Source organism: Stutzerimonas stutzeri (genome assembly GCF_018138085.1).
Lineage (GTDB): Bacteria > Pseudomonadota > Gammaproteobacteria > Pseudomonadales > Pseudomonadaceae > Stutzerimonas > Stutzerimonas stutzeri_AI.
Genome location: NZ_CP073105.1, coordinates 1,123,190 through 1,149,140, shown reverse-complemented (window position 1 = coordinate 1,149,140; position 25,951 = coordinate 1,123,190). Strand labels below are relative to the sequence as shown.

General features: G+C 62.4%; 24 protein-coding genes. 13 read left to right on the top strand and 11 right to left on the bottom strand.

Annotated features, from left to right (window positions below):
• The first annotated feature begins 81 nt into the window (after window positions 1–81).
• Window positions 82–840: an SDR family oxidoreductase gene (locus KCX70_RS05515; RefSeq protein ID WP_021209982.1), complete on the top strand. Its 759-nt coding sequence runs from the start codon at window positions 82–84 to the stop codon at window positions 838–840.
• A 64-nt stretch (window positions 841–904) separates the two neighbouring features.
• Here KCX70_RS05515 and KCX70_RS05510 read toward each other — a convergent pair whose 3' ends face one another.
• Window positions 905–1,909 carry a DUF481 domain-containing protein gene (locus KCX70_RS05510; protein WP_212619530.1) on the bottom strand — a complete coding sequence of 335 codons (1,005 nt, stop codon included), beginning with the start codon at window positions 1,907–1,909 and terminating at the stop codon, window positions 905–907.
• Window positions 1,910–2,051: 142 nt separating this feature from the next.
• On the opposite strand from KCX70_RS05510, the gene KCX70_RS05505 reads away from it, so the two are divergent.
• Window positions 2,052–2,411, top strand: coding sequence for an MGMT family protein (locus KCX70_RS05505; RefSeq protein ID WP_102851428.1), 360 nt, complete (start codon window positions 2,052–2,054; stop codon window positions 2,409–2,411).
• Between the two features lie 35 nt (window positions 2,412–2,446).
• Entirely contained in the window at window positions 2,447–4,147 is a 1,701-nt protein-coding gene (locus KCX70_RS05500) for an AmpG family muropeptide MFS transporter (RefSeq protein ID WP_212619529.1), read from the top strand.
• Window positions 4,148–4,191: 44 nt separating this feature from the next.
• On the opposite strand, the gene KCX70_RS05495 is transcribed toward KCX70_RS05500, so the two are convergent.
• Together KCX70_RS05495 and KCX70_RS05490 are read right to left on the bottom strand one after the other, a co-directional pair.
• Entirely contained in the window at window positions 4,192–5,016 is an 825-nt protein-coding gene (locus KCX70_RS05495) for a mechanosensitive ion channel family protein (protein WP_102847451.1), read from the bottom strand.
• A gap of 84 nt (window positions 5,017–5,100) precedes the next feature.
• Window positions 5,101–5,580 (bottom strand): YajQ family cyclic di-GMP-binding protein, encoded by a 480-nt coding sequence (locus KCX70_RS05490; RefSeq protein WP_021209977.1) that lies wholly within the window; start codon window positions 5,578–5,580, stop codon window positions 5,101–5,103.
• A gap of 143 nt (window positions 5,581–5,723) precedes the next feature.
• Here KCX70_RS05490 and KCX70_RS05485 point away from each other — a divergent pair, with 143 nt between their 5' ends.
• Genes KCX70_RS05485 through KCX70_RS05465 form a run of 5 tightly spaced genes read left to right on the top strand, consistent with a single transcriptional unit; the run spans window position 5,724 to window position 11,289 of the window.
• Window positions 5,724–6,689 (top strand): response regulator, encoded by a 966-nt coding sequence (locus tag KCX70_RS05485; RefSeq protein WP_212619528.1) that lies wholly within the window; start codon window positions 5,724–5,726, stop codon window positions 6,687–6,689.
• A complete protein-coding gene (locus KCX70_RS05480; protein ID WP_212619527.1) occupies window positions 6,689–7,606 on the top strand; it encodes a putative 2-dehydropantoate 2-reductase in 918 nt (305 codons plus the stop codon). Before KCX70_RS05485 ends, KCX70_RS05480 begins: the two co-directional genes overlap by 1 nt.
• 43 nt (window positions 7,607–7,649) lie before the next feature.
• Complete coding sequence (locus tag KCX70_RS05475) at window positions 7,650–9,659, top strand: sensor histidine kinase (RefSeq protein WP_212619526.1); 2,010 nt, start codon at window positions 7,650–7,652, stop codon at window positions 9,657–9,659.
• A gap of 21 nt (window positions 9,660–9,680) precedes the next feature.
• Window positions 9,681–10,268 (top strand): cob(I)yrinic acid a,c-diamide adenosyltransferase, encoded by a 588-nt coding sequence (locus tag KCX70_RS05470; protein ID WP_021209973.1) that lies wholly within the window; start codon window positions 9,681–9,683, stop codon window positions 10,266–10,268.
• A complete protein-coding gene (locus KCX70_RS05465; protein WP_212619525.1) occupies window positions 10,261–11,289 on the top strand; it encodes an ion transporter in 1,029 nt (342 codons plus the stop codon). Before KCX70_RS05470 ends, KCX70_RS05465 begins: the two co-directional genes overlap by 8 nt.
• Before the next feature lie 22 nt (window positions 11,290–11,311).
• Here KCX70_RS05465 and KCX70_RS05460 read toward each other — a convergent pair whose 3' ends face one another.
• On the bottom strand, window positions 11,312–12,085 hold the full coding sequence (locus tag KCX70_RS05460) for an alpha/beta hydrolase family protein (protein ID WP_212619524.1): 774 nt from the start codon (window positions 12,083–12,085) through the stop codon (window positions 11,312–11,314).
• Window positions 12,069–13,196 (bottom strand): DUF3182 family protein, encoded by a 1,128-nt coding sequence (locus KCX70_RS05455; protein ID WP_212619523.1) that lies wholly within the window; start codon window positions 13,194–13,196, stop codon window positions 12,069–12,071. The genes KCX70_RS05460 and KCX70_RS05455 overlap by 17 nt, the downstream gene beginning before the upstream one ends.
• Window positions 13,197–13,211: 15 nt before the next feature.
• On the opposite strand from KCX70_RS05455, the gene KCX70_RS05450 reads away from it, so the two are divergent.
• Entirely contained in the window at window positions 13,212–13,454 is a 243-nt protein-coding gene (locus KCX70_RS05450) for a hypothetical protein (RefSeq protein WP_212619522.1), read from the top strand.
• On the opposite strand, the gene ahpF is transcribed toward KCX70_RS05450, so the two are convergent.
• The 5 genes from ahpF to secA form a co-directional block, all read right to left on the bottom strand.
• Window positions 13,424–14,989, bottom strand: a complete 1,566-nt coding sequence (gene ahpF, locus KCX70_RS05445) for an alkyl hydroperoxide reductase subunit F (protein ID WP_212619521.1) — start codon at window positions 14,987–14,989, stop codon at window positions 13,424–13,426. The genes KCX70_RS05450 and ahpF overlap by 31 nt on opposite strands.
• A gap of 139 nt (window positions 14,990–15,128) precedes the next feature.
• Window positions 15,129–15,692 carry an alkyl hydroperoxide reductase subunit C gene (ahpC, locus tag KCX70_RS05440; RefSeq protein ID WP_021208079.1) on the bottom strand — a complete coding sequence of 188 codons (564 nt, stop codon included), beginning with the start codon at window positions 15,690–15,692 and terminating at the stop codon, window positions 15,129–15,131.
• A 151-nt stretch (window positions 15,693–15,843) separates the two neighbouring features.
• Window positions 15,844–16,794 carry a Nudix family hydrolase gene (locus KCX70_RS05435; RefSeq protein WP_212619520.1) on the bottom strand — a complete coding sequence of 317 codons (951 nt, stop codon included), beginning with the start codon at window positions 16,792–16,794 and terminating at the stop codon, window positions 15,844–15,846.
• Window positions 16,795–16,878: 84 nt separating this feature from the next.
• Complete coding sequence (argJ, locus tag KCX70_RS05430) at window positions 16,879–18,096, bottom strand: bifunctional glutamate N-acetyltransferase/amino-acid acetyltransferase ArgJ (RefSeq protein ID WP_212619519.1); 1,218 nt, start codon at window positions 18,094–18,096, stop codon at window positions 16,879–16,881.
• A gap of 112 nt (window positions 18,097–18,208) precedes the next feature.
• A complete protein-coding gene (gene secA / locus KCX70_RS05425) occupies window positions 18,209–20,947 on the bottom strand; it encodes a preprotein translocase subunit SecA (protein ID WP_102853783.1) in 2,739 nt (912 codons plus the stop codon).
• Between the two features lie 318 nt (window positions 20,948–21,265).
• On the opposite strand from secA, the gene KCX70_RS05420 reads away from it, so the two are divergent.
• From KCX70_RS05420 to KCX70_RS05405, 4 genes are all read left to right on the top strand, one after another.
• Window positions 21,266–21,727: a DciA family protein gene (locus KCX70_RS05420; protein ID WP_021208083.1), complete on the top strand. Its 462-nt coding sequence runs from the start codon at window positions 21,266–21,268 to the stop codon at window positions 21,725–21,727.
• A gap of 132 nt (window positions 21,728–21,859) precedes the next feature.
• The gene (locus KCX70_RS05415) at window positions 21,860–22,324 is read left to right on the top strand and encodes a multidrug transporter (protein ID WP_212619518.1); all 465 of its coding nucleotides are present in this window, start codon (window positions 21,860–21,862) and stop codon (window positions 22,322–22,324) included.
• A gap of 93 nt (window positions 22,325–22,417) precedes the next feature.
• Entirely contained in the window at window positions 22,418–22,690 is a 273-nt protein-coding gene (locus KCX70_RS05410) for a YebG family protein (RefSeq protein WP_102847460.1), read from the top strand.
• A 109-nt stretch (window positions 22,691–22,799) separates the two neighbouring features.
• Window positions 22,800–23,069, top strand: a complete 270-nt coding sequence (locus KCX70_RS05405; protein WP_212619517.1) for a DUF3509 domain-containing protein — start codon at window positions 22,800–22,802, stop codon at window positions 23,067–23,069.
• 133 nt (window positions 23,070–23,202) lie between these two features.
• Here the strand turns inward: KCX70_RS05405 and KCX70_RS05400 are convergent, their stop codons facing one another.
• Complete coding sequence (locus tag KCX70_RS05400) at window positions 23,203–25,824, bottom strand: LuxR C-terminal-related transcriptional regulator (RefSeq protein ID WP_212619516.1); 2,622 nt, start codon at window positions 25,822–25,824, stop codon at window positions 23,203–23,205.
• Window positions 25,825–25,951 lie beyond the last annotated feature (127 nt).

Genomic DNA, 25,951 nt, shown 5'->3' with positions numbered 1-25,951 from the left:
TTCGGTTCGACGGGAGCACAGCATAACGGTTTCATCGGCAGGCGTCGTTTCGGCATCCGCGCGCAATTAGAGGAGATGGGCATGCAGCTAAAAGACAAGGTCATCATCATCACCGGTGGTGGTCAGGGCCTCGGCCGGGCAATGGGCGAATACCTCGCCGGCAAAGGCGCCCGCCTGGCCCTGGTCGATCTCAACCAGGATCGCCTGAACGAGGCGGTAGCCGCCTGCGAAAACGCCGGAGGCGAAGCCCGCGCCTATCTGTGCAACGTCGCCAACGAAGAGCAGGTCAGCCACATGGTCGCCCAGGTGAGCGAGGATTTCGGGGCGTTGGATGGCCTGGTCAACAACGCCGGTATCCTGCGCGACGGCCTGACCATCAAGGTCAAGGATGGCGAGCTGTCGAAGATGAGCCTGGCCCAGTGGCAGGCGGTGATCGACGTCAACCTGACCGGCGTATTCCTCTGCACTCGTGAAGTCGCGGCGAAAATGATCGAGCTCAAGCGCCAGGGCGCAATCGTCAATATCTCTTCGATCTCGCGTGCCGGCAACATGGGCCAGGCGAACTATTCGGCCGCCAAGGCCGGTGTCGCGGCGGATACGGTGGTCTGGGCCAAGGAGCTTGCACGCTATGGCATCCGCGTCGCGGGCGTCGCCCCCGGATTCATCGAAACCGAGATGGTCGCCAGCATGAAACCCGAGGCGCTGGAAAAGATGACCGCCGGCATTCCGCTCAAGCGTCTGGGCAAACCGATGGAGATCGCTCATTCGGTGGCCTACATCTTCGAAAACGACTATTTCACCGGGCGCGTACTCGAGCTGGACGGCGGCCTACGGTTGTAACCCCTTGATCGAACCCTTGAAACGAAACCGGGCGCCTGAGCGCCCGGTCTGCAACAGCCGCTGATTACCAGCCGATGCCGAAGCCGATGCTGTAGCGCGTTTCATCGAGCTCGCTTTCCGCGCCACTGACGATGTCCTTCTCGGCTTTCATGTTCAGCGACGCCCAGTCGGTGACCTTGTAGCGCAGGCCCACCTCGGCATCCAGCTCGTAGTCGGCGACGTTTTCCAGCGGCTTGCCGATCTCGCCGTTGCTGAACAGCTCGAATGTCTTGCCCACCAGGTAACGGTTGTACCGCCACTTCATCGCGAGCGAATAGAAGTCTTCCTTGTCCCCGTTGGCAAACTCGTAGTCGCTGCGGTTGAGCAGCGAGGCCAACGAGAAGGCGCCCAGTTCGTTGTCCCAGAACTGGTAGCCCGGACCGGTACCCAGAGTACGCTGGCGGCGAACATCCTCGACCTTGTCGCGCTTGTATTCCAGCCGCCCCTGCCAGAACCAGTGCTCGTCGAGGAATCGGTCGAGGGCGTATTCGGCATCCCAGTTGTCCGTCGCGGTCACGCCGTCACGGTATTCGCGGTTGTAGTTCGCCGTTGCGTTGTGGCGCCAAAGACCATGACGAGCCGAGGTGTCGAAGGAAACGTCGTAGTCATCGGTGTCGGTTTCAGCGCGCTTGTAGTCCACCGCAACGTCCACATTGCCCTTCCAGGTCAGGTCCTGGATCAAAGGTTTGGGATGGATGATTTGCGTGATGCTGGCGAGCTCGACCGTGCGCGGCGCACCGCCATTGCTCAGGATGACCTTGCCATCGTCGGCGGCCTGCAGCGACTTGGCCACGTCCCCGGTCATGTCGTCCTGCCTGATCAACAGTTGCTGATCGCTTTCCAGCGTCGCGACCTGCTTCCACTTGACCGGAATCGAGCCGCCGTATTCGGTTTCGATGAGCAGCTTGCCGCCGTCGAGGACGCTGATCTTGCCGGTCAGGCGGTCGCCATTCTTCAGCCAGACGGTATCGGCGAGTGCCGGAAGCGTGACGATGGAGAGAGACATGCAAAGCAGGGTTCTGGAAAACATAGGGGCTGAAATTCTGCGCAGGAGCGGTTAAAAAGGCTGGCATTATCCCTATGCGATTGGTTACAGCAAGCACTGACCGCCGAATGGGAGGCGAGTTCAGCGCCGCTCCCGCTGAGCCGGACTGCACACAGGAAGCCCCCGCATGACCGAACACCCGCCTCTGCTACCGCCCGGTGCCGATGCCGAATCCCGACGCTCGGCGGTCTATCTGGTGATGGCGCAGATCCCGGAGGGCAAAGTCGTCAGTTACGGCGAAGTGGCCGCCATGGCCGGGCTCGGTCGTGCGGCACGCTGGGTCGGCCGGCTGATGTCACAGCTGCCGGAGGGTACCAGCCTGCCCTGGCACAGGGTGATTGGCGCCGGCGGGCGGCTCAGCCTGCCGGCCGGCACGGCTGCCGGACATGAGCAACGCATGCGCCTTCGCGCCGAGGGAATCACCATCATCAATGACCGGGTCGACATACGTCGGTACGGCTGGCATTCGGCGGAGCACAGCGGGTAGAGTGCGCCCTTCATGTCCTGGCTCTGATCTGCTTTATGTCCCGTGAAACCTGGCGTGCCGCACTCGCCGCCTATGCCAGCCCCGCCTCGCTGACACTGCTGGTGCTCGGCTTTGCCGCGGGTCTGCCAGCAATCCTGGTCTTTTCCACGCTTTCAGTGTGGCTACGTGAAGCCGGGGTATCGCGCGAAACCATCGGTTTCGCCAGTTGGATCAGTCTGGCCTATGCCTTCAAGTGGGTCTGGTCGCCGATGCTCGACCAATGGCGGCTGCCCTGGATCGGCGGCCTGGGCAGACGGCGTTCCTGGCTCGTGCTGTCGCAGGGGGTCATCGCCCTCGGGCTGATCGGCATGGCGCTGTGCAATCCGCAGAACAACCTGACCCTGCTGATCGCGCTGGCGGTCGCCGTGGCGTTCGCCTCGGCCACACAGGACATCGCCATTGACGCCTACCGCCTGGAAATCGCCGAGGACAAGTTGCAGGCGACATTGGCCGCGAGTTACATGACCGGCTATCGCATCGCCATGCTGCTGGCTAGCGCCGGCGCGCTGTTCCTCGCCGAATGGCTGGGCTCGACCAACCTGGATTACAGCCAGACCGCCTGGGCCACCACTTATGTCGCCTTCGCGCTGTTGATCCTGCCTGGGTTGATCACCAGCTTGGTGATCCCCGAGCCAGAGGGCGCCGCGCCGCTACCCAACGAGCCATCGCAATACAGTTTCAATCACCAACTGGCGGGTGTCGGCTTGCTACTGGTGCTGCTCATCTCCGTGCCGGCGATGATCAACGCGCTGATCGCCCAAGCCTGGCCGCGCGCAACCCTGTACGGCCTGTTCATCCTTGGCTCGCTGTCGCCCTGGGGTCGCTCGCTGCTAATCCCGGTTCGACAGATGCTGCATCAGGCAGGGCAACGACAGCGTCCGGCGCGGTTCGACTTCGTCCATCAGGCCGTCTCGGTGATCGTCCTGATCATCCTGATGGTATCGACCACCGGCATGTTCCAGTCGTACTGGGGCGGTTACTGGCCGCGCGGCACCATGTACCTGCTGATCTGCTGGGGATGCCTGTCCGCTCCCGGACGGATTCTGATGGGCCCGGTGCTGACGCCCATTACCGACTTCATCATGCGCTATCGCTGGCAGGCGTTGCTCCTGCTGGGGCTGATCGCCACGTACCGGATGTCCGACACCGTGATGGGTGTCATGGCCAACGTGTTCTATATCGACCAGGGTTTCAGCAAGGACCAGATCGCCAGCGTCAGCAAGCTGTTCGGGCTGATCATGACCCTGCTCGGCGCGGCGTTCGGCGGCCTGCTGATCGTGCGCTTCAACATACTGCCGATCCTCTTCGTTGGCGGCGCCGCCTCCGCTGCGACCAATCTGATGTTCATGCTGCTGGTCGAGATGGGCGCCAACCTGAACATGCTGATCATCACCATCTCCTGCGACAACTTCAGCGGGGGGCTGGCCTCGACCGCCTTCGTCGCCTACCTGTCGAGCCTCACCAACCTGAAATTCTCGGCTACCCAGTACGCCTTGCTGAGCTCGCTGATGTTGCTGTTGCCGCGCCTGCTGGGAGGCTATTCCGGCGTCATGGTCGAGCACCTCGGCTACAGCGACTTCTTCCTGGTCACCGCGCTGCTCGGCGTGCCAACCCTGGTGCTGATCCTCTGGCAGTGGTCACGCAGCCGTCGGCAACCGGACACCCCCGACCCGCTGGCGACGACCGAACACAGCTGAACGAAAAAAGCCGGCGATCGCCGGCTTTTTCGTGATCAGAGCATTCAGCTCTGGACCAGATGCACCACGCGTTGCGGAAACGGAATACCGATGCCCGCCTCGTCGAAGCGCTCCTTCACCCGCTCGGTGAAGCTGAAGGTCACCGGCCAGAAGTCGCCGGTTGCCACCCAGACCCGCAACGACAGATTGACCGAGCTGTCGCCCAGCCCGGTCACGAAGACCACCGGCTCGGGATCGCGCAGAACGCGCTCGTCCTGTGCGATATCCAGCAGGATCTGGCGTGCCAGCTTGATGTCCGCGCTGTAATCGATGCCGATGTTGATGTCGGCACGGCGGCGTGGCTCGCGGGAGTAGTTGGTGATGTGGCCGTTGGACAGACTGCCGTTGGGCACCACGATCGTCTTGTTGTCCGCCGACTTGAGCACGGTATGAAAGATCTGGATCGAGTGCACCGTACCGGCTACGCCCTGGGCCTCGATCCATTCACCGACGCGGATCGGACGGAACAGCAGAATCAGCACCCCACCGGCAAAATTGCCCAGGCTGCCCTGCAGCGCCAGGCCGATGGCCAAGCCCGCAGCACCGATCACGGCGATGAACGATGTCGTTTCCACACCAATCATCGAGGCCACGCTGACCAGCAACAGCACCTTCAAGACGATGCTCGACAAGCTCTCGATGAAGCCGTGCAGAGAGGGGTCCACCTGGCGACGCTGCAGCAGACTGCCCACCTTGCTGACCAGGGTGTTGATCAGCCACCAGCCGATCAGGAACGTGGCCAACGCCAGCAGTAATTGGGCTCCGTATTGCAGAACGACCGGCAGCCACGCTTCGGATAGACCGACCAGGTAATCGACGCTGAAATCCATTGGTAAATGTCTCCTTGAAAACATCGAGCGGCCAACAGGGGCCGCTCGGTAAAAACGGGACGGCACGCATGCGTGCCGGTGTAATCAGTCGCGGAAGTTGTTGAACTGCAACGGCATGCCGAAATCCTTGGCCCGCAGCAGCGCGATGGCTTCCTGCAGATCGTCGCGCTTCTTGCCGGTGACCCTGACCTGCTCACCCTGGATGGCGGCTTGCACCTTGAGCTTGGCGTCCTTGATGTGCGCGACTATTTTCTTGGCCAGTTCCTTGTCGATGCCTTCACGCAGCACCACGTCCTGCTTGACCGATTTGCCGGACGGGTAAGGATCCTTGAACTCCAGGCACTGGATATCGATCTTGCGCTTGACCAGGCTCAACTTGAGGATTTCCAGCATCTGCTCCAATTGGAAATCGGCGTCGGCGGTCAGATGCACCGTGAGCTCCTTGAGCTCGAAAGTACCTTTACCACGCAGGTCGTAACGTCGGTCCAGTTCCTTGACGGCATTGTCGACGGCGTTGGTGACTTCGTGCTTGTCCAGTTCGGACACCACGTCGAACGAGGGCATCGGCTTGCTCCTATAAAAACGGCGCCATGGTGTGACCCAGCGCGCTTAGCTTGACGGTTCAAATGGGCCATCATTATAACTGTTCAGGCCAAGAGCGCCCGGTCAGCCGGCGTTACGGCAATTTCCTTCCTCTGAGCCCGTCAATGCCCAACCCTCAACTCAGCATCCTGGTGGTCGACGACGCCAAGTTTTCCAGCGTCATGATCGGCCGCGCCCTGTCCAAGGCCGGGTACGAAGACATCCGCTTCGCCAACAGCGCCAGCGCCGCATTGGAGATGCTCGAACAGCGTCCGGCGAACGTCCTGCTCGCCGACTGGCTGATGCCGGAGATGGACGGCCTGGAGCTGACCGGACAGGTTCGCCAGCAGGATGAAATGTCCGATCACTACACCTACATCATTCTGCTGACCGGACGCGACGGTCAGGACGTGCTCAACAAGGCCTTCGATCAAGGCGTGGACGACTTTATCGGCAAGTCGGCGATGAACGATCAGCTGGTGCCGCGCGTGTATGCCGCCGACCGGCTCTGCGGCTCTTTGCAGCGGCTCATACGGGAGAACCGTCTGCTGACCGAGAACATCACCAGCCTGGAAGAACGCAACCTGATCGACCCGGTCACCGGCCTCGGCAACGCGCGCTACCTGCATCAGCGGCTCGGCGACAGCCTGCGTCAGATCGAGAGCCGCGGCGGCGCGCTGTGCTATCTGCTGATCGGCCTGCCGGAGCTGGCGGTTCAACGGGAGCGCTACGGCCGGCAGTTTCATGAAGAGTTGCTGCGCGCTGTGGCAAGGCGCCTGCAGCAGCTGGTACGCCCGCTCGATGTACTGACCCGTCTGGATGATGGACGCTTCGGCCTGCTGACCCTGGTCGAGGATCTGCGCGGCTGCTCGCCGAGCAGCTTCAAACGGCTGCACGACGGACTCAATCTCAAGGCGTTCAGGACCAGCGAAGGGTTCATCACGGTCAAGGCGGGTATCGGCCTGATCAGTGTCGATACCGCGACGTTGCCGGTCGAGCCGCGACGAATCGTCGAACGTGCCGAATCCTTGCTGGCCGACGCCTATACCACCGGACGCATCGTGCCCCTGCGTTACAAAGAACCCGCCTGATGGGCCGCACCTGGCACATTCTGGGCGCGGGTAGCCTTGGCGGGCTGTGGGCCGCGCGGCTTTATCGTGCAGGCATACCGGTGAGGATCATTCTGCGCAATCAGCAGCGACTCGACGATTATATGGACGCCGGTGGCCTGACGCTGGTCGAGAACGGGGCAACCAGCCTTCTTCCAGCGCCTGCCGAGCTTCCCGATGCGGCCACGCCAATCGCGCGGCTGCTGGTCGCCTGCAAAGCCTACGACGTCGAAGCCGCCATCGCCGATGTGGCGCCGCGGCTGATCGAAGGCGCGGAAATCCTCCTGCTGCAGAATGGCCTGGGCAGCCAACAGGCCGTCGCGGCCCGCTGGCCGGAGAGCCGCTGCATCTTCGTCTCCAGCACCGAAGGTGCCTATCGCCAACCCGGCTTTCGGGTCGTCCATGCCGGGCAAGGCCTGAACTGGTTGGGCACGCCGGGCCACGGCAGCCCGCCGCCATGGCTCGCCGACCTCGACGCTGCCGGCATTCCCTATGCCTGGAGCGACGCCATCATGGGCAAGCTGTGGCGTAAATTGGCGATCAATTGCGCCATCAATCCGCTGAGCGTGCTGCATGACTGCCGCAACGGCGCGCTGCTGGCTCACCGCGCCGAATTGCACCAGATCTGCGACGAACTGGGCGCACTGCTCCAATCCTGCGATCAGGGTGCCGCCGCCGAGGGGCTGGAAAACGAAGTGCTTCGAGTGATCGAGGCAACCGCCGACAACTACTCGTCGATGCATCAGGACGTCAGCGGTGGACGCCGGACCGAAGTCGGCTTTCTGCTCGGACAAGCGTGCCGCACCGCACGATCGCATGGCCTTGAAGTACCGAGACTGTGGGCGTTGCTGGAACAGCTGCAGACGCTCCTGCGCCAGCGCGGATTGCCCGAGGACTGAGGCGCCGCTACCCTGCTGAAACAACCCTTCGCCTGTAGCTGCCATGACCCTGCGCCAGCGCCTCGAAAACCTTCCGGTCGGCCGCAAGTTGCTGATCGCACTATTGGTACTGCTTGCAGCGGTGCTGCTGGTGTCCAACCTCGCGTTCATCAGTGCGGCCTATTGGATCTCGCGTCAGAGCGTCGCGCCCCAGGCCATGCATACACTCGGCGCGCTGCTGGCGACGCCTGAACTGAGCAACCGCGCGCTGGCATCCGAAACCGCGGCGAACGAGCTGCTGCAGAAGCTGAACGACTACGCCCCGCTACGTGCCGCAGTCATCTACGACAGCGACGGGCGGCGGCTAGCGCAACTGTACCGCGGCGCTCCACTGGATCTGCCGCAGCGGGTCAGCGACCTGCCACTTTGGCAAAAGACCGAAATGCGCGCCAATCTGCTGGTCGAGCTGCCGCAAACCGCCGGCCCGCCCGGCCATCTACTGATCATTGCCAGTAGCGAGCTGCCCGGTGCCTTCTATACCGGCACCTTGACCGCCAGCCTCGCCATCCTCCTGGTGAGCCTGTTGTTGTGGGTGCTGGTCGCCAGGCAGATACGCCGGCTGATCACGCACCCCATCCGCGACCTCGAAGCGCTGTCGCGTCAGGTCACTCGTGAAGAAGACTATTCGTTGCGCGCGACGTCGAGGAGCCAGGACGAAATCGGACGCCTGGCCGATGCCTTCAACACCATGCTGTCACGCATGGAGGCCCGCGAGCAGCAGCTCAAACGCGCGCGCGACGACGCCCAGGACGCGTTCGACCATGCCCAGGGCCTGGCTGAGGAAACCCGGCACTCCAACCGTAAGCTCGAGCTGGAGGTTCAGGTTCGCAGCAAGATCGAAAAAAAGCTCACCGGTTTTCAGAACTACCTGAACAGCATTATCGACTCGATGCCGTCGGTGCTCATCGCCCTGGACGAGCAGCTATACGTGACCCAGTGGAACCAGCAGGCCAGCGCCCTCTCCGGCACTTCCATCGACGATGCGCTGAACCAGCCGGTGTTCATCGCCTTCGAGCCGCTCAAGCCGTTCCTGACGCAGATTCGTCGCGCGTCCGAGCGCCATCAGGTCGAAAAGGTCGAACGGGTCACCTGGATCGTCAACGACGAGCCCCGGCACTATGCGCTGACGCTCTATCCGCTGATGGGTAGCGGCGGCCGCGGCGTGGTGATTCGCATCGACGACATTACCGAACGCATCAACATGGAGGAGATCATGGTGCAGTCGGAAAAGATGTTGTCGGTCGGCAGCCTCGCCGCCGGCATGGCTCACGAAATCAACAATCCGCTGGGTGCCATTCTGCATAACGCGCAGAATATCCGCCGTCGCCTGTCGCCGGACCTGGAACGAAACCGCGAGGCCGCCGATGAAACCGGCGTACTGCTGGAGGCGGTGAATCGCTATCTCCAGCGACGGGAGATCCCGCAACTGCTCGACGGCATCCAGCAGGCTGGCTCGCGCGCCGCGAAGATCGTCAGCCACATGTTGAGTTTCAGCCGCCTGAGCAACCGGCAACTGGCCGACTGCCAGCTGACCGTACTGATCGATCAGGCGCTCGAAATCGCGGGGAGCGACTTCGCCTTGATGGAGGGTTTCGACTTCCGTTCCATCGAGATCGTCCGCGACTTCGATCCTCAAGTGGACCGCGTGCCCTGCATCGGCAACGAACTCGAGCAGGTCCTGCTCAACCTGCTGAAGAACGCCGCGCAAGCCATCCACCATAAACCGGAACGGGGTCGCGGCCAGATCATCTTGCGCACCCGACTGAACCCGCCATGGGCCGAGATCCAGGTGGAAGACAATGGCAGCGGAATTCCGGAACATGTCCGCAAGCGCATCTTCGAGCCTTTCTTCACCACCAAGGAGGTGGGTCAGGGAACCGGCCTGGGGCTTTCCGTTTCGTATTTCATCATCACCAACAACCACAAGGGCCAGATGGAGGTGCACAGCCGGCCGGACCAGGGAACGACCTTCACCCTGCGCCTGCCGCTGACATCGGCCACCGACGCCAACTGAAGCAGAATCAGGGAATCACAGATGGGCAATCGACTATCGAAGATCTACACCCGTACCGGCGACGCTGGGCAGACCGGACTGGCCGACGGCCGCCGGGTCCCGAAAGATCATCCGCGCATCGAGGCCATGGGGGAGATCGACACGCTCAACAGCCAGTTGGGGTTGCTGCTGGCCGAACTCGCCGAAGCACAGGCGCGCTGGCCGCAACTGGCCGAACTCATCGAGGTACTGAGCCCCTGCCAGCACCGTCTTTTCGATCTGGGCGGAGAGCTGGCGATGCCGGATTATCAGGCCTTGGCCGATAGCGAAGTGGCTCGTCTGGAGGCGGCGATCGATCACTGGAACCAGGAGCTCGGCCCGCTCGAAGACTTCATCATGCCCGGCGGCACACGGCTTATCGCCCTCGCCCATCTGTGCCGCAGCATGGCCCGCACTGCCGAGAGGCGCTGTCAGCAACTCAATGCCAGCGAACCACTGCGCCCGGTCGGGCTGGCCTACCTCAATCGGCTATCGGACCTGTTTTTCGTCGTTGCTCGTCTGATCGCGCGCCGTCAGGGCTGCGCCGAGATCCTCTGGCATGCGGCCAATGCGCCCGATGCCAATGCCTGAACATCGCGCCGACCGGCGCGAAAGCATCCGTAACGGGCTGCACGCCGCCTGGGATACGTTCATCGTCCTGCTGGTGTGCGTCAACCTGGCACTGATCCTGTTCGACAGCCTGTTCATCGTGCAGCCCATCAACCAGGCCATCGCCGGCTGGCTGCCGGGGCTGCACCAGCGCTACGAGACACTGATTCATCGCAATTTCCAGCTGATCGACCTGGGTTTCGTCGCGATATTCGTTTTCGACGTCCTGCTCGGCTGGACCGTTGCGTTGTTCGAGCGGCGCTACGCGCGCTGGTTCTATTACCCCTTCGCTCACTGGTACGACGTACTCGGCTGTATCCCGTTGAGCGGTTTTCGCTGGCTGCGCGTATTGCGGATCGGCAGCTTGCTGGTTCGGCTGCAACGGCTGGGGCTGATCGACGTTCGCCAATGGGCGGTCTTCGGCGTGCTTCATCGCTACTACTCGCTCCTGCTCGAAGAGTTGTCCGATCGCGTCATGGTTCGGCTGTTCAGCCGCATGCAGCAGGAGATTGGGGCCAGCGATGACCTGTCGCGAAGGCTGCTCGAAGAAGTGGTGAGGCCACGCAAGGAGCGGCTGCTCAACGACCTGTCTCGCCGCCTGCAGGGCATGCTGGAAAGCGGCTACCGGGACAACCGTGGCGCCATCGAGGGCTATGTCGGCGGTTTGATTCACCAGGCGCTGGCCAACAACCCCGAAGTCAATCGCCTGCGCCGCCTGCCGCTGGGTGATCGGGTCGCCGGCACCCTGGACGAGGCACTCACGGACATTGCGTCACGCCTGCTACAGGGCGCGATCGATGGGCTGCAGGGGGCTCAGTTCCAGCGGCTGGCCCGCAGCCTGGCGGACGAATGCTTCGAAGCCTGGGTGTACCAGGACGAAGACACCGACCTGGCCCTGGAGGAAGTGCTGGTCGATATCATCGAAGTGCTCAAGCAACAGGTGCTCGACCGCCGCTGGAGCCGCTTTGTCGGGCCGATCGAGCCCCCAGAACCGCCCGGCTGAGGCCATGGCGACAATCACGAGGCTATGGGGACCCTGCCGCGGCCGCACCGTGCTGCTGATCGATACGCGCGCCGACCACCATCTCGGTCGCCCAGTTGACCAGAATATCCGTATAGGCCTTCTGGCAGGGCTCGTGGGTCAGGGCATGATCGGCGCCGAGGATGATGCGATGGGTCAGCGAATGCGTCTGATGGAAGGCGGCCCGATAGCTCATGATCGTGCTGTGCGGGACCAGATGATCGTGCTCCGACTCGACGATCAACACATCCCCGCGAAACGCCGCACAGGCGGCCAGCGCGCGGTTCTCTTCAGGCACCACCCGACGCCCTCGCAGCTGATTGAGCGTGTCACGATCCAGCTGCCGCTTGGGCACCGCCCAGTCCTCGTCGCCGTACAGCGCGGGCACCCGTAGCGCCAGCCATTTGACCGGCCGCAGCGTCGTGAGCAACGCCGCCAGATAGCCACCGTAGCTGGTGCCGACCACCGCGATCGCCGAGGGATCGATGTTCTGGTGTTGCACCAGCAGGTCATAGGCGGCCAGCAGGTCTCTCAGGTTTTGCTCCCGCGTGACCGTCTGCTGTTGCGCCAGCGTCAGGGCATGACCGCGCAAGTCGAACGACAGGCAGATGCAGCCTAGCCCGGCGATCCCGCGGGCACGTGCCAGGTCACGCTCCTGACTGCCGCCCCAGCCATGCACGAAGAGTACGCCAGGCAGCTTGGTCGGCGGTGACAGGAAGGTGCCGGCAATATGTTCGTCATCCACCAAGATATCGACGCTTTCACTGTGGGTTGCCATGGTCCTCCACCAATGCGTATTTGGTTATGAATCCGACGTCGGCGTCTTCGCCGCGAAACAGCACCGTCGCGCCTTCGGGCACCTGCGCTTCGCCATAGAGCTCGACTGAAGACGCGCGAATGACCGATCCGGTCGTACCGCGCACGAACGCCTCCAGCGCCGCCACCTCGGCACTGCTGGCGCCGCCGATTCGCCAGGATTGCTCCAGCACTCCGGAGCAGGCGCGCCCTTTGTCATCGATGCCTTGCGCAATGTCGTAATTGCGCCGAGACGCGAAGAAATGGCGAAAGCATGCCGACGCCGCATCGTCATAGAGTTGCGCCTGGGAAATGGCCAGGCGCGTCCTTTCGGGCAGGTCCAGGTCCAGCAGCGCGTCGAAGTCGCCTTCGACGAGCAGCAGATCCGAGCCGCCATAAACGATTTCGCCGCTATTGTCCTGGGTCAACCGCTGGGTGCCGTGATAGCTCAACGTTCTTCCTGCAACCCGGATCTGCCCCACACTGAATGTCGTGACGTGCTCCAGGTTCGCTTCGAGTACAAGACCGTATTCCGCCAGCTCGGCTTCATCCACCTTTCCCAGCGCATGGTCGAGCTCCTGGATCGTCCCGACCCGTTCCTGCCCACGACCGCCTGTGGCGCGCACCGGCTTGACCCGCAGCGCGCCTTCGTTCAGCAGGCGCCGCCCGGCCTCGCGTGCATCCGCCAAGGAGAAAACGCTGTAGCCGGGCAAGACGCCGCCGGTGACGCGCCGGCCAAAGTCGCGCGACCAACCGATGGGCGAGTCCGCATCCGGACGCACCAGTGGATGGGTGATCGCCTTGGTTTCGATGAACGCGTGGGGCACTACACCGCCAAACAGATCCCGCTCGCTTTCCACGCCGAGCCGACGCGCCACGTCCGTCCCGACCAGAGTTCCTGAAGGGACGAAGTACAGCTGCCGCGGGTAGCTGCTGCTGCGGTCATACTCACCGAGGAAAGCCAGCCCTTGCAGCGCAGCCAGACGCTTGGCGAGTTGCTCATGCACCGCCCTTTCGTGTTGCGGCTCATTGGATCGGTTGCCGAGGGTTACAACGGCCCCTCGAGCCTCTTGCGGCGTATCCGCACTGTTCATAGGTGGATTCGCTCCATGGACTACTGGTACATGCACGACGAAACGGTCGATGCCGCTTCCTTCGCTCGTTTCCACCCGACCAAAGCGGATCCGGTGTATCGGATAGACCCCCGATTTACGCTATCTATCCTTCCGCAGCCCGGCTCGTCGCTGCTCGGCATCGAGCCACCAGAACGAAAAAGGGGAGCCGACCTGCGTCGACTCCCCCTTTTTCGTTTACCCGCGGCTCAGTCGGCGACCGAACTGCGGATCAGGTGATCGAAGGCGCTCAGCGAAGCCTTGGCGCCCTCGCCGACCGCAATGACGATCTGCTTGTACGGCACGGTGGTCACGTCGCCCGCGGCGAAAACGCCCGGCAGCGAAGTCTCGCCGCGTGCATCGACGATGATCTCGCCGCGCGAGGTCAGCTCTACCGTGCCCTTCAGCCAGTCGGAGTTGGGCAGCAGGCCGATCTGCACGAAGATGCCCTCGAGCTCCAGCTGGCGGAACTCGCTGGAGTTGCGGTCCTTGTAGGTCAGGCCGGTGACCTTCTGCCCGTCGCCGTGGACTTCGCTGGTCAGCGCGCTGGTGATCACGGTGACGTTGGGCAGGCTGTTGAGCTTCTTCTGCAACACGGCGTCGGCGCGCAGCTGGCTGTCGAATTCCAGCAGCGTGACCTGTGCGACGATACCGGCCAGGTCGATGGCCGCTTCGACGCCCGAGTTGCCACCACCGATCACCGCGACGCGCTTGCCCTTGAACAGCGGGCCGTCACAGTGCGGGCAGTAGGCGACGCCACGGCCGCGGTATTCCTGCTCGCCGGGCACGTTCATTTCGCGCCAGCGCGCGCCGGTGGCCAGGATCAGCGTCTTGGCCTTCAGCGAGGCGCCGTTCTCCAGCTTGATTTCGTGCAGTCCGCCGGCCTTCTCGGCGGGAATCAGCTGGGCGGCGCGCTGCAGGTTCATGATGTCGACGTCGTATTCGCGCACGTGGTTTTCCAGCGCACGAGCCAGTTTCGGGCCTTCGGTCTCGTTGACCGAGATGAAGTTCTCGATGGCCATGGTGTCCAGCACCTGGCCACCGAAGCGCTCGGCCGCGACACCGGTACGGATGCCCTTGCGCGCGGCATAGATGGCCGCCGCGGCACCGGCTGGACCACCGCCAACGACGAGCACGTCGAAGGCGTCCTTGGCGCTGAGCTTCTCGGCATCGCGCGCCGAGGCGCCGGTGTCGAGCTTGGCGAGGATTTCTTCCTCGCCCATGCGACCCTGGCCGAACAGCTCACCGTTGAGATAGATACTCGGCACCGACATGACCTGGCGCACCGTGACTTCTTCCTGGAACAGCGCACCGTCGATGGCGACGTGATGGATGTTCGGGTTGAGCACGGCCATCAGGTTCAGCGCCTGGACCACGTCCGGGCAGTTCTGGCAGGACAGCGAGAAGTAGGTTTCGAAGCGGTACTCGCCGTCGAGGTTCCTGATCTGCTCGATGATCTCCGGCGCGGTCTTCGACGGATGGCCGCCGACCTGCAGCAGGGCCAGCACCAGAGAGGTGAACTCATGCCCCATGGGGATGCCGGCGAAGCGCAGGCTGATATTGCCGCCGATGCGGTTGAGCGCGAACGACGGACGACGAACATCGTCGCCATCGGTGCGCAGCGTGATCTTGTCGCTCAGGCTGGTGATCTCTTCCAGCAGCTCGAGCATTTCCTGGGATTTCTCGCCGTCACCGAGGGACGCGACGATCTCGAACGGCTGGGTGACCTTTTCCAGGTAGGTTTTCAGTTGCGCTTTGAGATTGGTGTCCAACATGAACAGCGACTCCCGACTTGCAAAATTCGTTTAATAAAACGCCCGGACGTTTCGCGTCCAGGCGTTTGGTGTCTCGGAGCGATACGCTGCCGAGAACGGTACCGAGGCGCTGCGGCTAAGCGCAGCGCTTGCCGACCGTTTAGATCTTGCCGACCAGGTCCAGCGAAGGAGCCAGGGTCTTCTCGCCTTCTTTCCACTTGGCCGGGCAAACTTCGCCCGGATGCGCGGCGGTGTACTGGGCAGCTTTCAGCTTGCGCAGGGTTTCGCCGACGTCACGCGCGATTTCGTTGGAGTGGATTTCCAGGGTCTTGATCTGGCCTTCCGGGTTGATGATGAAGGTGCCACGCAGTGCCAGGCCTTCTTCGGCGATGTGCACGCCAAAGGCGTTGGTCAGCTGGTGGGTCGGATCACCGATCAGCGGGAACTGAGCCTTGCCAACGGCTGGCGAGGTTTCGTGCCAGACCTTGTGCGAGAAATGAGTGTCGGTGGTTACGATATACACCTCGGCACCCGCCTTCTGGAACTCGGCGTAGTTGTTGGCCGCGTCTTCGATCTCGGTCGGGCAGTTGAAGGTGAAGGCCGCCGGCATGAAGATCAGTACCGACCACTTGCCCTTCAGGGATTCTTCGGTGACTTCGATGAACTTGCCGTTGTGAAATGCGTTGACCTTGAACGGCTGGACTTGGGTGTTGATCAGAGACATCTGCTAACTCCTTCAGGGGGTTCAGAAATTTACGAGGCCTACGATAACGCAGCTGGCCGCATACGGTTAATTGATTAAGGGAATAGGCATTATTACTTTTCCCTATCGAAACTCAAGTAACGCGCGACCCTGTGCCATCGACCGGCAATCGTCAAGCAGGTTCAGCGGGCCATAGCGCCCTTATCGCCGCCACGCCCTGCGCACCCGCTTGGCGCGCTGTTGATAGATGCGCTGGCGTCATGCCACCGAGCACGAACGCCGGGTGGTTGAAGCCTTGCAGCAGTTCCGCTACCCGCAGCCACCCCAGCGGAGCGGCCTCGGGGTGCGTCGGGGTCGGCAGGACCGGCGACAACGTGACGAAATCTACTCCCAACGCCGTTGCCATGGCCAGCTCTTCGGCATCGTGGCAGGACGCTGCCAACCATTGCCCGACCGCTACCGGTCGGCACTGCCCGGCATGTCGCCGCAACTGTTCGGACGTCAGCTGCCAGCCAGCGGCCGGAAAATCGGCCGCCCAATCCAGTGGCCCCTTGAGCATGAGCTGCGCACGCCCCGCGCACGCCGCCAGGGCGTCGGCCGCCAGCAACCGGTAATCGGCCTGCGACAGCGACGGTGCGCGTAGCTGTACGAGACGGATGCCGGCGTCCAGCGCATGCGCCAAGCCGTCCAGCAGTTGCCGCGGGGAAGCGTCGTCGGGTGTGATCAGATAGCGATCCGGCAGGCGCGCGGCGGCGACGATCGGACGGTTCGCCGCTGGAAAGGTGTAGTCCGGCAACCGTTCGGATGCGACCCATGCCAGCGGCTGGCCTTCGGCACCGTGAGGCTCGCCGGAGAATGCCGTCACTTCCCAGACGTCAAGCAGGACATGCTTGTCCGGGTAGTCGTGGCGCACCTGGATCAACGGCCGCGCGGCCGTCACGCCGATCCCCAGCTCTTCCAGCAATTCCCGCGCGAGCGCGACCTCTACGGGCTCGCCCGCTTCGACCTTGCCGCCCGGAAATTCCCATAACCCGCCCTGGTGCTTGTCGAGCGGACGCTTGGCGATCAGCACCAGACCGTCAGTGGAGCGGATAACGGCAGCAGCGACGTGGATGCGAGTCAACGATAGGTCCTAAGCTGAAAGCGAGTTTCCTGGTGGTTCCGGTCGGCGACACCTCGTGATTCAGGTGCCGGCCCCACCCGACTGTCAGGTTCGATATTCGGCATTGATCCGCACGTACTCGTGGGACAGGTCAGTGGTCCAGATCGTCTCACTGCAATCCCCGCGCCCCAGTTCGATGCGGATGCCGATCTCTTCCCTGGCCATCACCGCGGCGCCCTGCTCTTCTGTGTAGCTGGGTGAGCGACCACCCTGGCTGGCGATGCACACCTCGCCCAGATAGACATCGATCAGGCCGACATCGAGCTCGGGCACACCCGCGCGCCCTACCGCCGCCAGGATGCGTCCCCAGTTCGGATCGGACGCGAACAACGCGGTCTTGATCAGCGGGGAGTGCGCAACGGCATAGGCGACATCGAGGCATTCCTGATGATTCTTGCCACCGTTGACCATGACCGTGACGAACTTGGTCGCCCCTTCGCCGTCGCGAACGATGGACTGAGCCACCTCCATGCTGACTTCGAACACAGCCTTCTTGAGCTTTTCGAACAGCTCACCACTGGCTTCGGTGATTTCCGCGAGCGCAGCCTTGCCGGTAGCGACCAACATGCAGCAATCGTTCGTCGAGGTGTCGCCATCGATGGTGATGCGGTTGAACGACTTGTTCGCCGCATCGCGCAACAGATCCTGCAGGACGGGCTGGGCCACCTTGGCATCCGTAGCGATATAGCCAAGCATAGTGGCCATGTTCGGGCGAATCATGCCGGCGCCTTTGGAAATACCGGTCACGGTGACCGTGACGCCATCATGCTGGAACTGACGGCTCGCGCCCTTGGGCAGGGTATCGGTGGTCATGATGCCGGTTGCCGCTTCGGCCCAGTGATTCTCGTCCAGGTCCGCGATGGCGGCCGGCAACGCGGCCTCGATCTTGTCGACCGGCAGCAGCTCACCGATTACGCCGGTGGAGAACGGCAGAACGGCGTGTTCGTCACAGCCGACCAGTTTCGCGAGGCTGGCGCAGCTGCGCGTTGCCGCCTGCATCCCCGGTTCACCGGTGCCGGCGTTGGCGTTGCCTGTGTTGGTCAGCAGATAGCGCACCGCGCCCTGAGCCCGCTGCTTGGCCAGAATCACCGGTGCAGCGCAAAACGCATTCAGGGTAAACACGCCGGCAACGGTCGATCCTTCGGCACAGCGCATCACCACGACATCCTTGCGCCCCGGTCGCTTGATGCCGGCCGACGCGATGCCGAGCTCGAAACCGGGAACAGGATGCAGAGTAGGTAAGGGACCAAGACCGACAGCCATTGATGCACTCCTTAGGGGACGATTGGATGGCCTTCGGCCACCGGAAAACGGGGAGAAAAACGCCGCGAGCGGCTAAGCCGGTCGCGGCGTGGGTCGTATCGGGAGGCTCTGGTTATTGAACCTGCCCGTGACAGTGTTTGTATTTCTTGCCGGAGCCACAAGGACAGGGTTCGTTACGCCCGATCTTCTGCTCAGCGCGGGCGGGCGCAGCCGCCGTGGCTATGCCGCCCTCGGCCTCCGGCTCGACCTCGTCCTGCTCCAGCGCCGACACCTCAGCATGCTGGAACTGCATGCGCTGCGCCAGTTCCTCGGCTTCACGGCGCAGGCGCTGCTCCTCTTCGGCAGGATCCTCGCGGCGTACCTGCACATGGGATAGCACGCGGATGCTGTCGCGCTTGATGGATTCGAGCAGGTCCTGGAACAGGGCGAACGATTCGCGCTTGTACTCCTGCTTCGGGTTCTTCTGCGCGTAGCCACGCAGGTGGATACCGTGACGCAGGTGATCCATGGTCGACAGATGATCCTTCCATAGGTCGTCGAGCACACGCAGCACGATCTGCTTCTCGAAGGTCCTCAGCGCCTCGGCACCTGCCAGGTCCTCTTTCTCGTGATACGCGGCGACCAGTGCCTCGAGGATGCGCTCGCGCAGGGTTTCCTCATACAGTTTCTCGTCTTCGTCGAGCCACTGCTGGACCGGCAGACGCGTACCGAAATCGCTGTAAAGCACCGCTTCCAGGCCGGCGATATCCCACTGCTCCGGCAGCGATTGGGGCGGAATGTGCTGGCTGATGGCGTGATCGAGGGCCTCTCGGCGGAACTCGGCGATGGTCTCGCCAATCTCGCTGGCGGCCAGCAGGCTGTTGCGCATGTGGTAGATCACCTTGCGCTGCTCGTTGGCGACGTCGTCGTATTCGAGCAACTGCTTACGCATGTCGAAGTTGCGACCCTCGACCTTTCGCTGAGCCTTCTCGATGGCGTTGGTGACCATGCGGTGCTCGATGGCCTCGCCGGACTCCATGCCCAGCGCCTTCATGAAATTCTTCACCCGATCGGAAGCGAAGATGCGCATCAGGCTGTCTTCGAGCGACAGGTAGAAGCGGCTCGAGCCGGCGTCACCCTGACGTCCGGCACGGCCACGCAGCTGGTTGTCGATACGACGTGATTCGTGGCGTTCGGACGCGATCACATGCAGACCACCGGCCTCGAGCACGGCCTGGTGCCGCTTCTGCCATTCGGCCTTGATCTGCGCCACTTGCTCGTCGGTCGGGTTCTCCAGCGACGCGACCTCCACTTCCCAGTTGCCGCCGAGAAGAATATCGGTACCGCGACCGGCCATGTTGGTCGCGATCGTCACCGCCCCGGGGCGCCCGGCCTGGGCGATGATCTCGGCTTCCTTGTCGTGGTGCTTGGCGTTGAGCACCTTGTGTTCGATGCCTTCCTTCTGCAGCAGTTGCGACACGTATTCGGAGCTCTCGATCGTCGCGGTACCGACCAACACCGGGCGACCGTTGTTCTGGCAGTCCTTGATGTCGGCGATGATCGCGGCGAACTTCTCTTCCTGCGTCAGGTAGACGAGGTCGTTGTAATCCTTACGTGCCAGCGGCTTGTTGGTCGGGATGACCATCACCGGCAGGTTGTAGATCTGCATGAACTCGAAAGCTTCGGTATCGGCGGTGCCGGTCATGCCGGAAAGCTTGCTGTACAGACGGAAGTAATTCTGGAACGTGGTCGAAGCCAGGGTCTGGCTTTCCGGCTGGATCGGCAGGCCCTCCTTCGCTTCGATGGCCTGGTGCAGACCTTCCGACAGGCGACGGCCCGGCATGGTCCGGCCGGTATGCTCGTCGATCAGCAGAACCTGGTTGTTCTGCACGATGTATTCGACGTTGCGGTGGAACAGCTTGTGCGCGCGCAGGCTGGAATAGACGTGGGTCAGCAACCCGAGGTTATGCGCGGAATAGAGGCTCTCGCCTTCGGCCAGCAGACCGGCCTTGGTCAGCATTTCCTCGACGAACTGATGCCCGGCCTCGTTCAGTTCGACCTGGCGAGTCTTCTCGTCGACGGTGAAATGGCCTTCCTGGGTGACCACGCCCTCCTCCTCCTCGATATGCTGCTTGAGCAGAGGAATCAGCTGGTTGATCTGTTGGTACAGCTTGGAGCTGTCTTCGGCCTGACCGGAAATGATCAGCGGCGTACGCGCTTCGTCGATGAGGATCGAGTCCACTTCGTCGATGACCGCGAAATTGAGTTCGCGTTGGTTCTTCTCTTCGAGACTGAACGCCATGTTGTCGCGCAGGTAATCGAAGCCGAACTCGTTGTTGGTACCGTAAGTGATATCCGCCGCGTAGGCCGCGCGCTTCTCTTGCGGTGGCTGGAACGGCGTGACGATACCCACCGTCAGGCCGAGGAATTCGTACAGCGGGCGCATCCAGTTGGCATCGCGCCGCGCCAGGTAATCGTTCACTGTCACCACGTGAACGCCCTTGCCAGCCAACGCGTTGAGATAGACCGCGAGTGTCGCCACCAGGGTCTTGCCCTCACCGGTGCGCATCTCGGCGATCTTGCCTTCGTGCAGCGTCATGCCGCCGATCAGCTGAACGTCGAAGTGGCGCATGCCCATCACACGCTTACCCGCTTCACGACAGACCGCGAACGCTTCCGGGAGGATCTGGTCGAGGGTCTCGCCTTGGCCGAGGCGGGCCTTGAACTCTTCGGTCTTGCTCCGCAACTGCTCATCGGAGAGAGACAGCATCTGCTCTTCGAGCGCATTGACGGCTTGTACCGCCTTGAGCATGCGCTTGACCTCGCGGTCATTCTTGCTACCAAAGAGCTTCTTCATTAAAGGCGCAAACATATCGACAAAGACTTCCATGCTGGGGATGGAGGCACGGCCGCAGGGCCACCACGGCTGCGTGCAAAGGGGGCATTCTACTCGGAAACGTCGGGGAGGAAAGGTGCCTACTGCGCAGCTACGGCGGCCGGCGCTGCGACGGTTGCTCCGACTCGACAGTCATCTTCAGCCGCAACGCTACCAATTCGCCATTACAACCGCAGCCGCGGCCCGCCTGCTTGCGCGATGCGTCACCCGGCATACCGAACGACCGCCCCCTTCATAAACGTCGCGGGTGCTTCTGCTAATATGCCAGCTCACCTCTCACCCCAGGGTTTCACCATGTCGTTGCGCCCCCTGCCAGCCAAAGCTCCCGCTTCGCTGCTGCGCGAGGCAAAACCGTTGAAGGCCTTGTTCGGCGAAGCGCGGCGGCTCGATCGGCTGCAACAACTGGTCGAGACTCAGCTGCAACCGGCCGCACGGGAGTACTGCCGCGTGGCTTCATGGCGCGACGGCATCCTGCTGCTGATTGTCACGGATGGGCATTGGGCGACGCGTTTGCGCTATCAGCAACGCAGGCTGCAGCGGCAGTTGCAGGCCATGGAAGAGTTCCGGGATCTGGGCCGGATCCAATTCAAGGTACAGCCCCCCGAGGCGCCGCGACACAAGCCCGGGCCGGCACCGGCGCTGTCGACACGCGCAGCCGATAATCTTCATGAAACAGCACAGGGCATCGCCGATCCCAGACTCAAGGCCGCCCTTGAACGACTCGCCCGGCATGCTCGGCCTGCAGAAGAGGAGTGACCTGCCCTCGCCGCTTCGCAGCCGCTTAGCGAGACGGCGGCGGATGCGACCTGCCGGGGCCGAAACCAGGAGGTTATCGCCCCCAACAAAGAGCGATGTATCGATGCCTAGCTGTTCAAGTACGTACTCACCATGCTGATCGGTGCCCTGTTGCTGGTCACCTGGGTGATCTTGCTGATTCGCTATCCTGTTCGAGCCATTCCGATTTCCCTGGGTGCACTGCTTGGCCTCGGACTGGTCGAGGCCTGGGTGGTCTGGCAGGAACAGCGCGAAGAACACCTGCTCGCTCAACTCGAGCTGAGACTGGTCTATGCACCGGCTATCTGCCCAGCTGCGCAGCCGTTGCGTATTACCCTCGATAACCACAGTTCGCGCGCTCTACAAAGTCTGCGCTGGGATGTCGCCGCGTATTCGCCCGGGGGCAGCCTGAATCTGGTGACGTCGAACTACGATGCCCCAAGATACCGCGGCCCGGGCGACCTGCAGCCCGGTCAGCGCTGGGAGTCCTGTGCGCCGTTGCCGCCGCTGCGTCAGGGCTATCGCAGCAGTAGCCTGGAGTTTCGCGCCGAGCGGCTTCAGGGACATTTCAACGACTGAGCTGGCCAACTGACACACAGCGCTTTTCATTCAGTCCCGAACACCATAAGCTGTATAAACAACCAGTATTCATTCATTGAGCCGAGGTGGTAAATGGCCGTCGAAGTGGTATACCGCAGCAGCCGGGACCTGGAGCGTTTGTTCATGGATAAAGCCGAAGCCGATCGTCACGACAAGATGCTGGAATTGGCCGAAGCGCTGGCAGCAGCACTGCATAAGGCGGCACCATCGCTGAGCGAACAGCAAGCCGATGACATCGGCATTTTCATGGCCAGGCACCGGGATTTGTTCGCCAAGGCGTTCAAGAACAACCCCGAGGCCCTGGCAGAGCTGCCAGACTCGAGCGAAGCCGAGGACTCGCGATAGCCTTCACCGGCGCACTGCTTCGTTTTGCCGCAGGCCCCACGCCAAACGGGCGAAACTAGTTAATCGCCGCCCGGTCCATTGGTTGGGTCAACCAATCAGGTACGCGGCGATGGACAGTCCATTCAAGAAGATCAGCGATGTATTCCAGCCGGAGTACAACGTCAATTTCAGCATCGAGAAGCCGGACGGCAGCATACTGCTGACCTTGACCGATGCAACGGGCGTCGCGGTGAAGCGCTTTATCAGCACCAATCAATGGCGCGATCAGCAGCAACTCGAGCGTCTGATCACCAGCCTGCAGTTCAGCCTCGCGATCGAACGCGGCGAACACGCCAGCACCTATCGCCTGACCAAACACGCGCATTCCGCCGCCCGATAAAGCCACTCGTTTTGCTACGGCTGGTTTCTACCTGTTACGAGCCGGCAACTGTTCTGCCCCATAGCTGCGAGGCGTTCACATCGCGCCGTCTCGCAGCAGCCCGGCGCCTCATCTCCAGCGACTCGTCAGTTGCTCATAACCAGGCCAGCGCCTTGGCGCGAGCGACCGCCTGTGTCCGCCTGGCAACGCCCAGCTTGGTGTTGATTCGGCGGGCATGGGTCTTGACCGTGTGCAACGAGATGAAGAGCTGTTCGGCGATTTCCTGATTCGAGCAACCTTGGGCGATAAGACGCAGCACAGTGAGCTCGCGATTGCTGAGAATCACCTCGCCAGCGGCATTCAGCGAATCTTCAGGCTCGCGCTCGAAGTGATGCAGCCGATCGCGGAGACTCTCCCCTTTGCCTGCAGGCAACACGCTGGCGAGCCATTGCGGTTGGCGATGCTGCAATTCATACAACGGCTTGATCAGATGCTGCCGCGCGGCCTCGCCAAGCGCCTTGCGCAGCTCCAGTTCCGCTTCGTCATGCCGGCCATCCAGCTGCAGCGCTTCTGCAAGCGTGAACCGACACTCGCATGCCAGTCCCATCCGTTGCGAGCGGAGATTCTGCTCGATCAGCTCCCGCAGCGTACCGATGGCCAGCGCAAAGCGGCCGGAGAGCAGCTCGACCACCGCGAGGTAACGCTGCACCCGTGGCAGCAATTCGTAAAACCCGGAAGGAGCCAGGTAGGTGTGCCCCTCGTACAGCTCCAATACCTGGATGAAAACGGTCCTGGCCTTTTTCAGTTGCCCCTGATGCAACCAGGTCAGCCCTGTTATCAACGGCAAAATGCCGCGGAAACGCGCCTCGGGCACGTGCCGCCACTGAGTTAGGCGCTCGGCTTCACGCAACCAATGGTAAGCCGTCGGGAATTCCTGATTGCGGGCAGCCAGTTCGGCCAGGCCGGCATAGCCGAAGAACATGTAAGAGTCACCGCAGGTTTCGGTCTCGACTCGCCCCTGCTGGTAAGCGTCCCGAGCCGCCTCGTCGAGGCCCTGATACGCCAGCAGATGCCCCTGCAGCAGTTTCAGCCGGCCAATGATCGGGCTATGGGCGACAGTGTCGCGTAGCACCAACAGCGACTCTTCGAGCACCCCAACGGCGCGCTCGAACTCTCCTGTGATCTCCAGTAACTGGATACGATCGACATTCAGCATGGCCTCATACAGCACGCTGCCCTTGAGTCGCGCCAGCTTCATGCCTTCGCTGTTGTAGCGTTGAGCCAGCTCCAGCTGGTTCTCAGCCATCGCCTGCTGGGTCAGCGCCTGATAGCACAGCACCCGCTGCGCCCAGGCGTGATCGGAAAGCACCTCCAACGCCTGAAGGCAGTAGTTTCGGGCCTCGGGCTCGCCGCGCAAGCGTGCCAGGAAGCCGCGCAGAGCCTGCCATTGAGCGAGCAGTTGCGCCTGACGTCTGGCATCGGGCTGGGGGAAGAACTTGGCCAGCCCCGCGAGGCATTCATCAGCCTCATCGAGCCGCGCAGAAATGATCAACGCCCAGCCGTGCAAGACGATCAAGCGCGTGGTGCTGTTGAACAGGTCCTGCGGTAACTCGCTGCGCCATTTCATGAAATGCGAGACGTTATCGCCGATGAGCAGCTGCTCCTGTCCGTAGCGCTGCAGGAAATTGGCCGCCACCTCGGGCTGCCCAGCCCATAGCGCATGCTCTACCGCCTCGCGCATCTCCCCGCGATTGGCGAACCACTGACAGGCGCGCAGATGGGTCTGCGTGGGTGATATCGCCTCGGGCATCCGCCGCAGCATTGAGGCCAGCGGGCGCCATAGGCGAAACCATTCACCGCAGTTGTCGATCTGGCGGATGAACAACTGGAACGTCTTGAGCACGTCGAGAATGTCGTTTCCGATCCCATCGAGCACGTGCTCACACAGCTGCGCGGAAAAACGCGGCATTCGCGCCAGTGCGAACAATGCGCGACGCACGTCTTCGCTCTGCCCTTCGAGCACTTCGCGCTGAACGTAATCCCGCAACAAGGGCGTCCCCGCCACCAACCGCTCGCGTACCGCCTGCTCGTTCGCGTTCAGCAACAATAGACTGACACCCGCCAACCACCCTTCGCTGCCGACCAGCAATTGTTTGAACGTGTCGTCGGCGAGCTCGAGGCGGTGAGCCTTGAGCAACTGGCCGAGCTCACCAGCCGTTAGCGCCAGCGCCTCGGCTTCAAGTTCGTACAGATCGCCCTGCAGCAACAGCCGAGGCAATTTCCAGGCGGGCTGCCGGCGACTGCTCACCCACCAGCTGACGGATTCGGGGCCACGCTCGAGAAGCAGATCGAGGCACGCATCGAATTGCGCGGTGGTTTCTCTCGGGTAGTCGTCGAGCATGATCCACAGCGGCCGCTGGAACTCATGCAGCAGGTTGACCAGATCTTGCTGAACGTCGCCACTGGCGACGGGAGACGTATCGAGCAATCGGCTGAGCTGTAAATAAAGCGCTTCGGCAGAATATGACCGACCACCGAGATCGAGCCAGACAAGATGGGTATCGGCCGGTACCAGACGTGCGCACTCGTTCATCAGTACGCTCTTGCCGAACCCCGCCGGCGCGCATATCAAACGCAGCCGACAACGGGCTTCGAGCAGTGCATCGACGAGCCGTGGCCGCGGCACGTGCAACGGGGGGAGACGCGGAATCGTGGCGACCTGAACCTGCGCGGCGGCTTCTGTACTGAGGACACCAGGGTTGAAGCGTACGGACATAGCGAGGTTTCTCTTATTCGTATCAATCCATTGAGAACGCGTTGAGCGCAGCGGTCTGGATCCGCTCCGTGCACAAACTCGAACCGTACCGGTACCTGTATGCGACCACAACCTGCACGATGCCGCC

What these genes read in the sequence shown, in the direction of transcription:
- argJ (WP_212619519.1), bottom strand. Translation starts at nt 18,096, where the DNA reads ATGGCTGTCGGTCTTGGTCCCTTACCTACTCTGCATCCTGTTCCCGGT.
- KCX70_RS05465 (WP_212619525.1), top strand. Translation starts at nt 10,261, where the DNA reads ATGCCTGAACATCGCGCCGACCGGCGCGAAAGCATCCGTAACGGGCTG.
- KCX70_RS05500 (WP_212619529.1), top strand. Translation starts at nt 2,447, where the DNA reads ATGTCCCGTGAAACCTGGCGTGCCGCACTCGCCGCCTATGCCAGCCCC.
- secA (WP_102853783.1), bottom strand. Translation starts at nt 20,947, where the DNA reads ATGTTTGCGCCTTTAATGAAGAAGCTCTTTGGTAGCAAGAATGACCGC.
- KCX70_RS05505 (WP_102851428.1), top strand. Translation starts at nt 2,052, where the DNA reads ATGACCGAACACCCGCCTCTGCTACCGCCCGGTGCCGATGCCGAATCC.
- ahpC (WP_021208079.1), bottom strand. Translation starts at nt 15,692, where the DNA reads ATGTCTCTGATCAACACCCAAGTCCAGCCGTTCAAGGTCAACGCATTT.
- KCX70_RS05485 (WP_212619528.1), top strand. Translation starts at nt 5,724, where the DNA reads ATGCCCAACCCTCAACTCAGCATCCTGGTGGTCGACGACGCCAAGTTT.
- KCX70_RS05400 (WP_212619516.1), bottom strand. Translation starts at nt 25,824, where the DNA reads ATGTCCGTACGCTTCAACCCTGGTGTCCTCAGTACAGAAGCCGCCGCG.
- ahpF (WP_212619521.1), bottom strand. Translation starts at nt 14,989, where the DNA reads ATGTTGGACACCAATCTCAAAGCGCAACTGAAAACCTACCTGGAAAAG.
- KCX70_RS05420 (WP_021208083.1), top strand. Translation starts at nt 21,266, where the DNA reads ATGTCGTTGCGCCCCCTGCCAGCCAAAGCTCCCGCTTCGCTGCTGCGC.
- KCX70_RS05405 (WP_212619517.1), top strand. Translation starts at nt 22,800, where the DNA reads ATGGACAGTCCATTCAAGAAGATCAGCGATGTATTCCAGCCGGAGTAC.
- KCX70_RS05480 (WP_212619527.1), top strand. Translation starts at nt 6,689, where the DNA reads ATGGGCCGCACCTGGCACATTCTGGGCGCGGGTAGCCTTGGCGGGCTG.
- KCX70_RS05450 (WP_212619522.1), top strand. Translation starts at nt 13,212, where the DNA reads ATGGACTACTGGTACATGCACGACGAAACGGTCGATGCCGCTTCCTTC.
- KCX70_RS05410 (WP_102847460.1), top strand. Translation starts at nt 22,418, where the DNA reads ATGGCCGTCGAAGTGGTATACCGCAGCAGCCGGGACCTGGAGCGTTTG.
- KCX70_RS05455 (WP_212619523.1), bottom strand. Translation starts at nt 13,196, where the DNA reads ATGAACAGTGCGGATACGCCGCAAGAGGCTCGAGGGGCCGTTGTAACC.
- KCX70_RS05490 (WP_021209977.1), bottom strand. Translation starts at nt 5,580, where the DNA reads ATGCCCTCGTTCGACGTGGTGTCCGAACTGGACAAGCACGAAGTCACC.
- KCX70_RS05460 (WP_212619524.1), bottom strand. Translation starts at nt 12,085, where the DNA reads ATGGCAACCCACAGTGAAAGCGTCGATATCTTGGTGGATGACGAACAT.
- KCX70_RS05475 (WP_212619526.1), top strand. Translation starts at nt 7,650, where the DNA reads ATGACCCTGCGCCAGCGCCTCGAAAACCTTCCGGTCGGCCGCAAGTTG.
- KCX70_RS05470 (WP_021209973.1), top strand. Translation starts at nt 9,681, where the DNA reads ATGGGCAATCGACTATCGAAGATCTACACCCGTACCGGCGACGCTGGG.
- KCX70_RS05515 (WP_021209982.1), top strand. Translation starts at nt 82, where the DNA reads ATGCAGCTAAAAGACAAGGTCATCATCATCACCGGTGGTGGTCAGGGC.
- KCX70_RS05495 (WP_102847451.1), bottom strand. Translation starts at nt 5,016, where the DNA reads ATGGATTTCAGCGTCGATTACCTGGTCGGTCTATCCGAAGCGTGGCTG.
- KCX70_RS05415 (WP_212619518.1), top strand. Translation starts at nt 21,860, where the DNA reads ATGCTGATCGGTGCCCTGTTGCTGGTCACCTGGGTGATCTTGCTGATT.
- KCX70_RS05510 (WP_212619530.1), bottom strand. Translation starts at nt 1,909, where the DNA reads ATGTTTTCCAGAACCCTGCTTTGCATGTCTCTCTCCATCGTCACGCTT.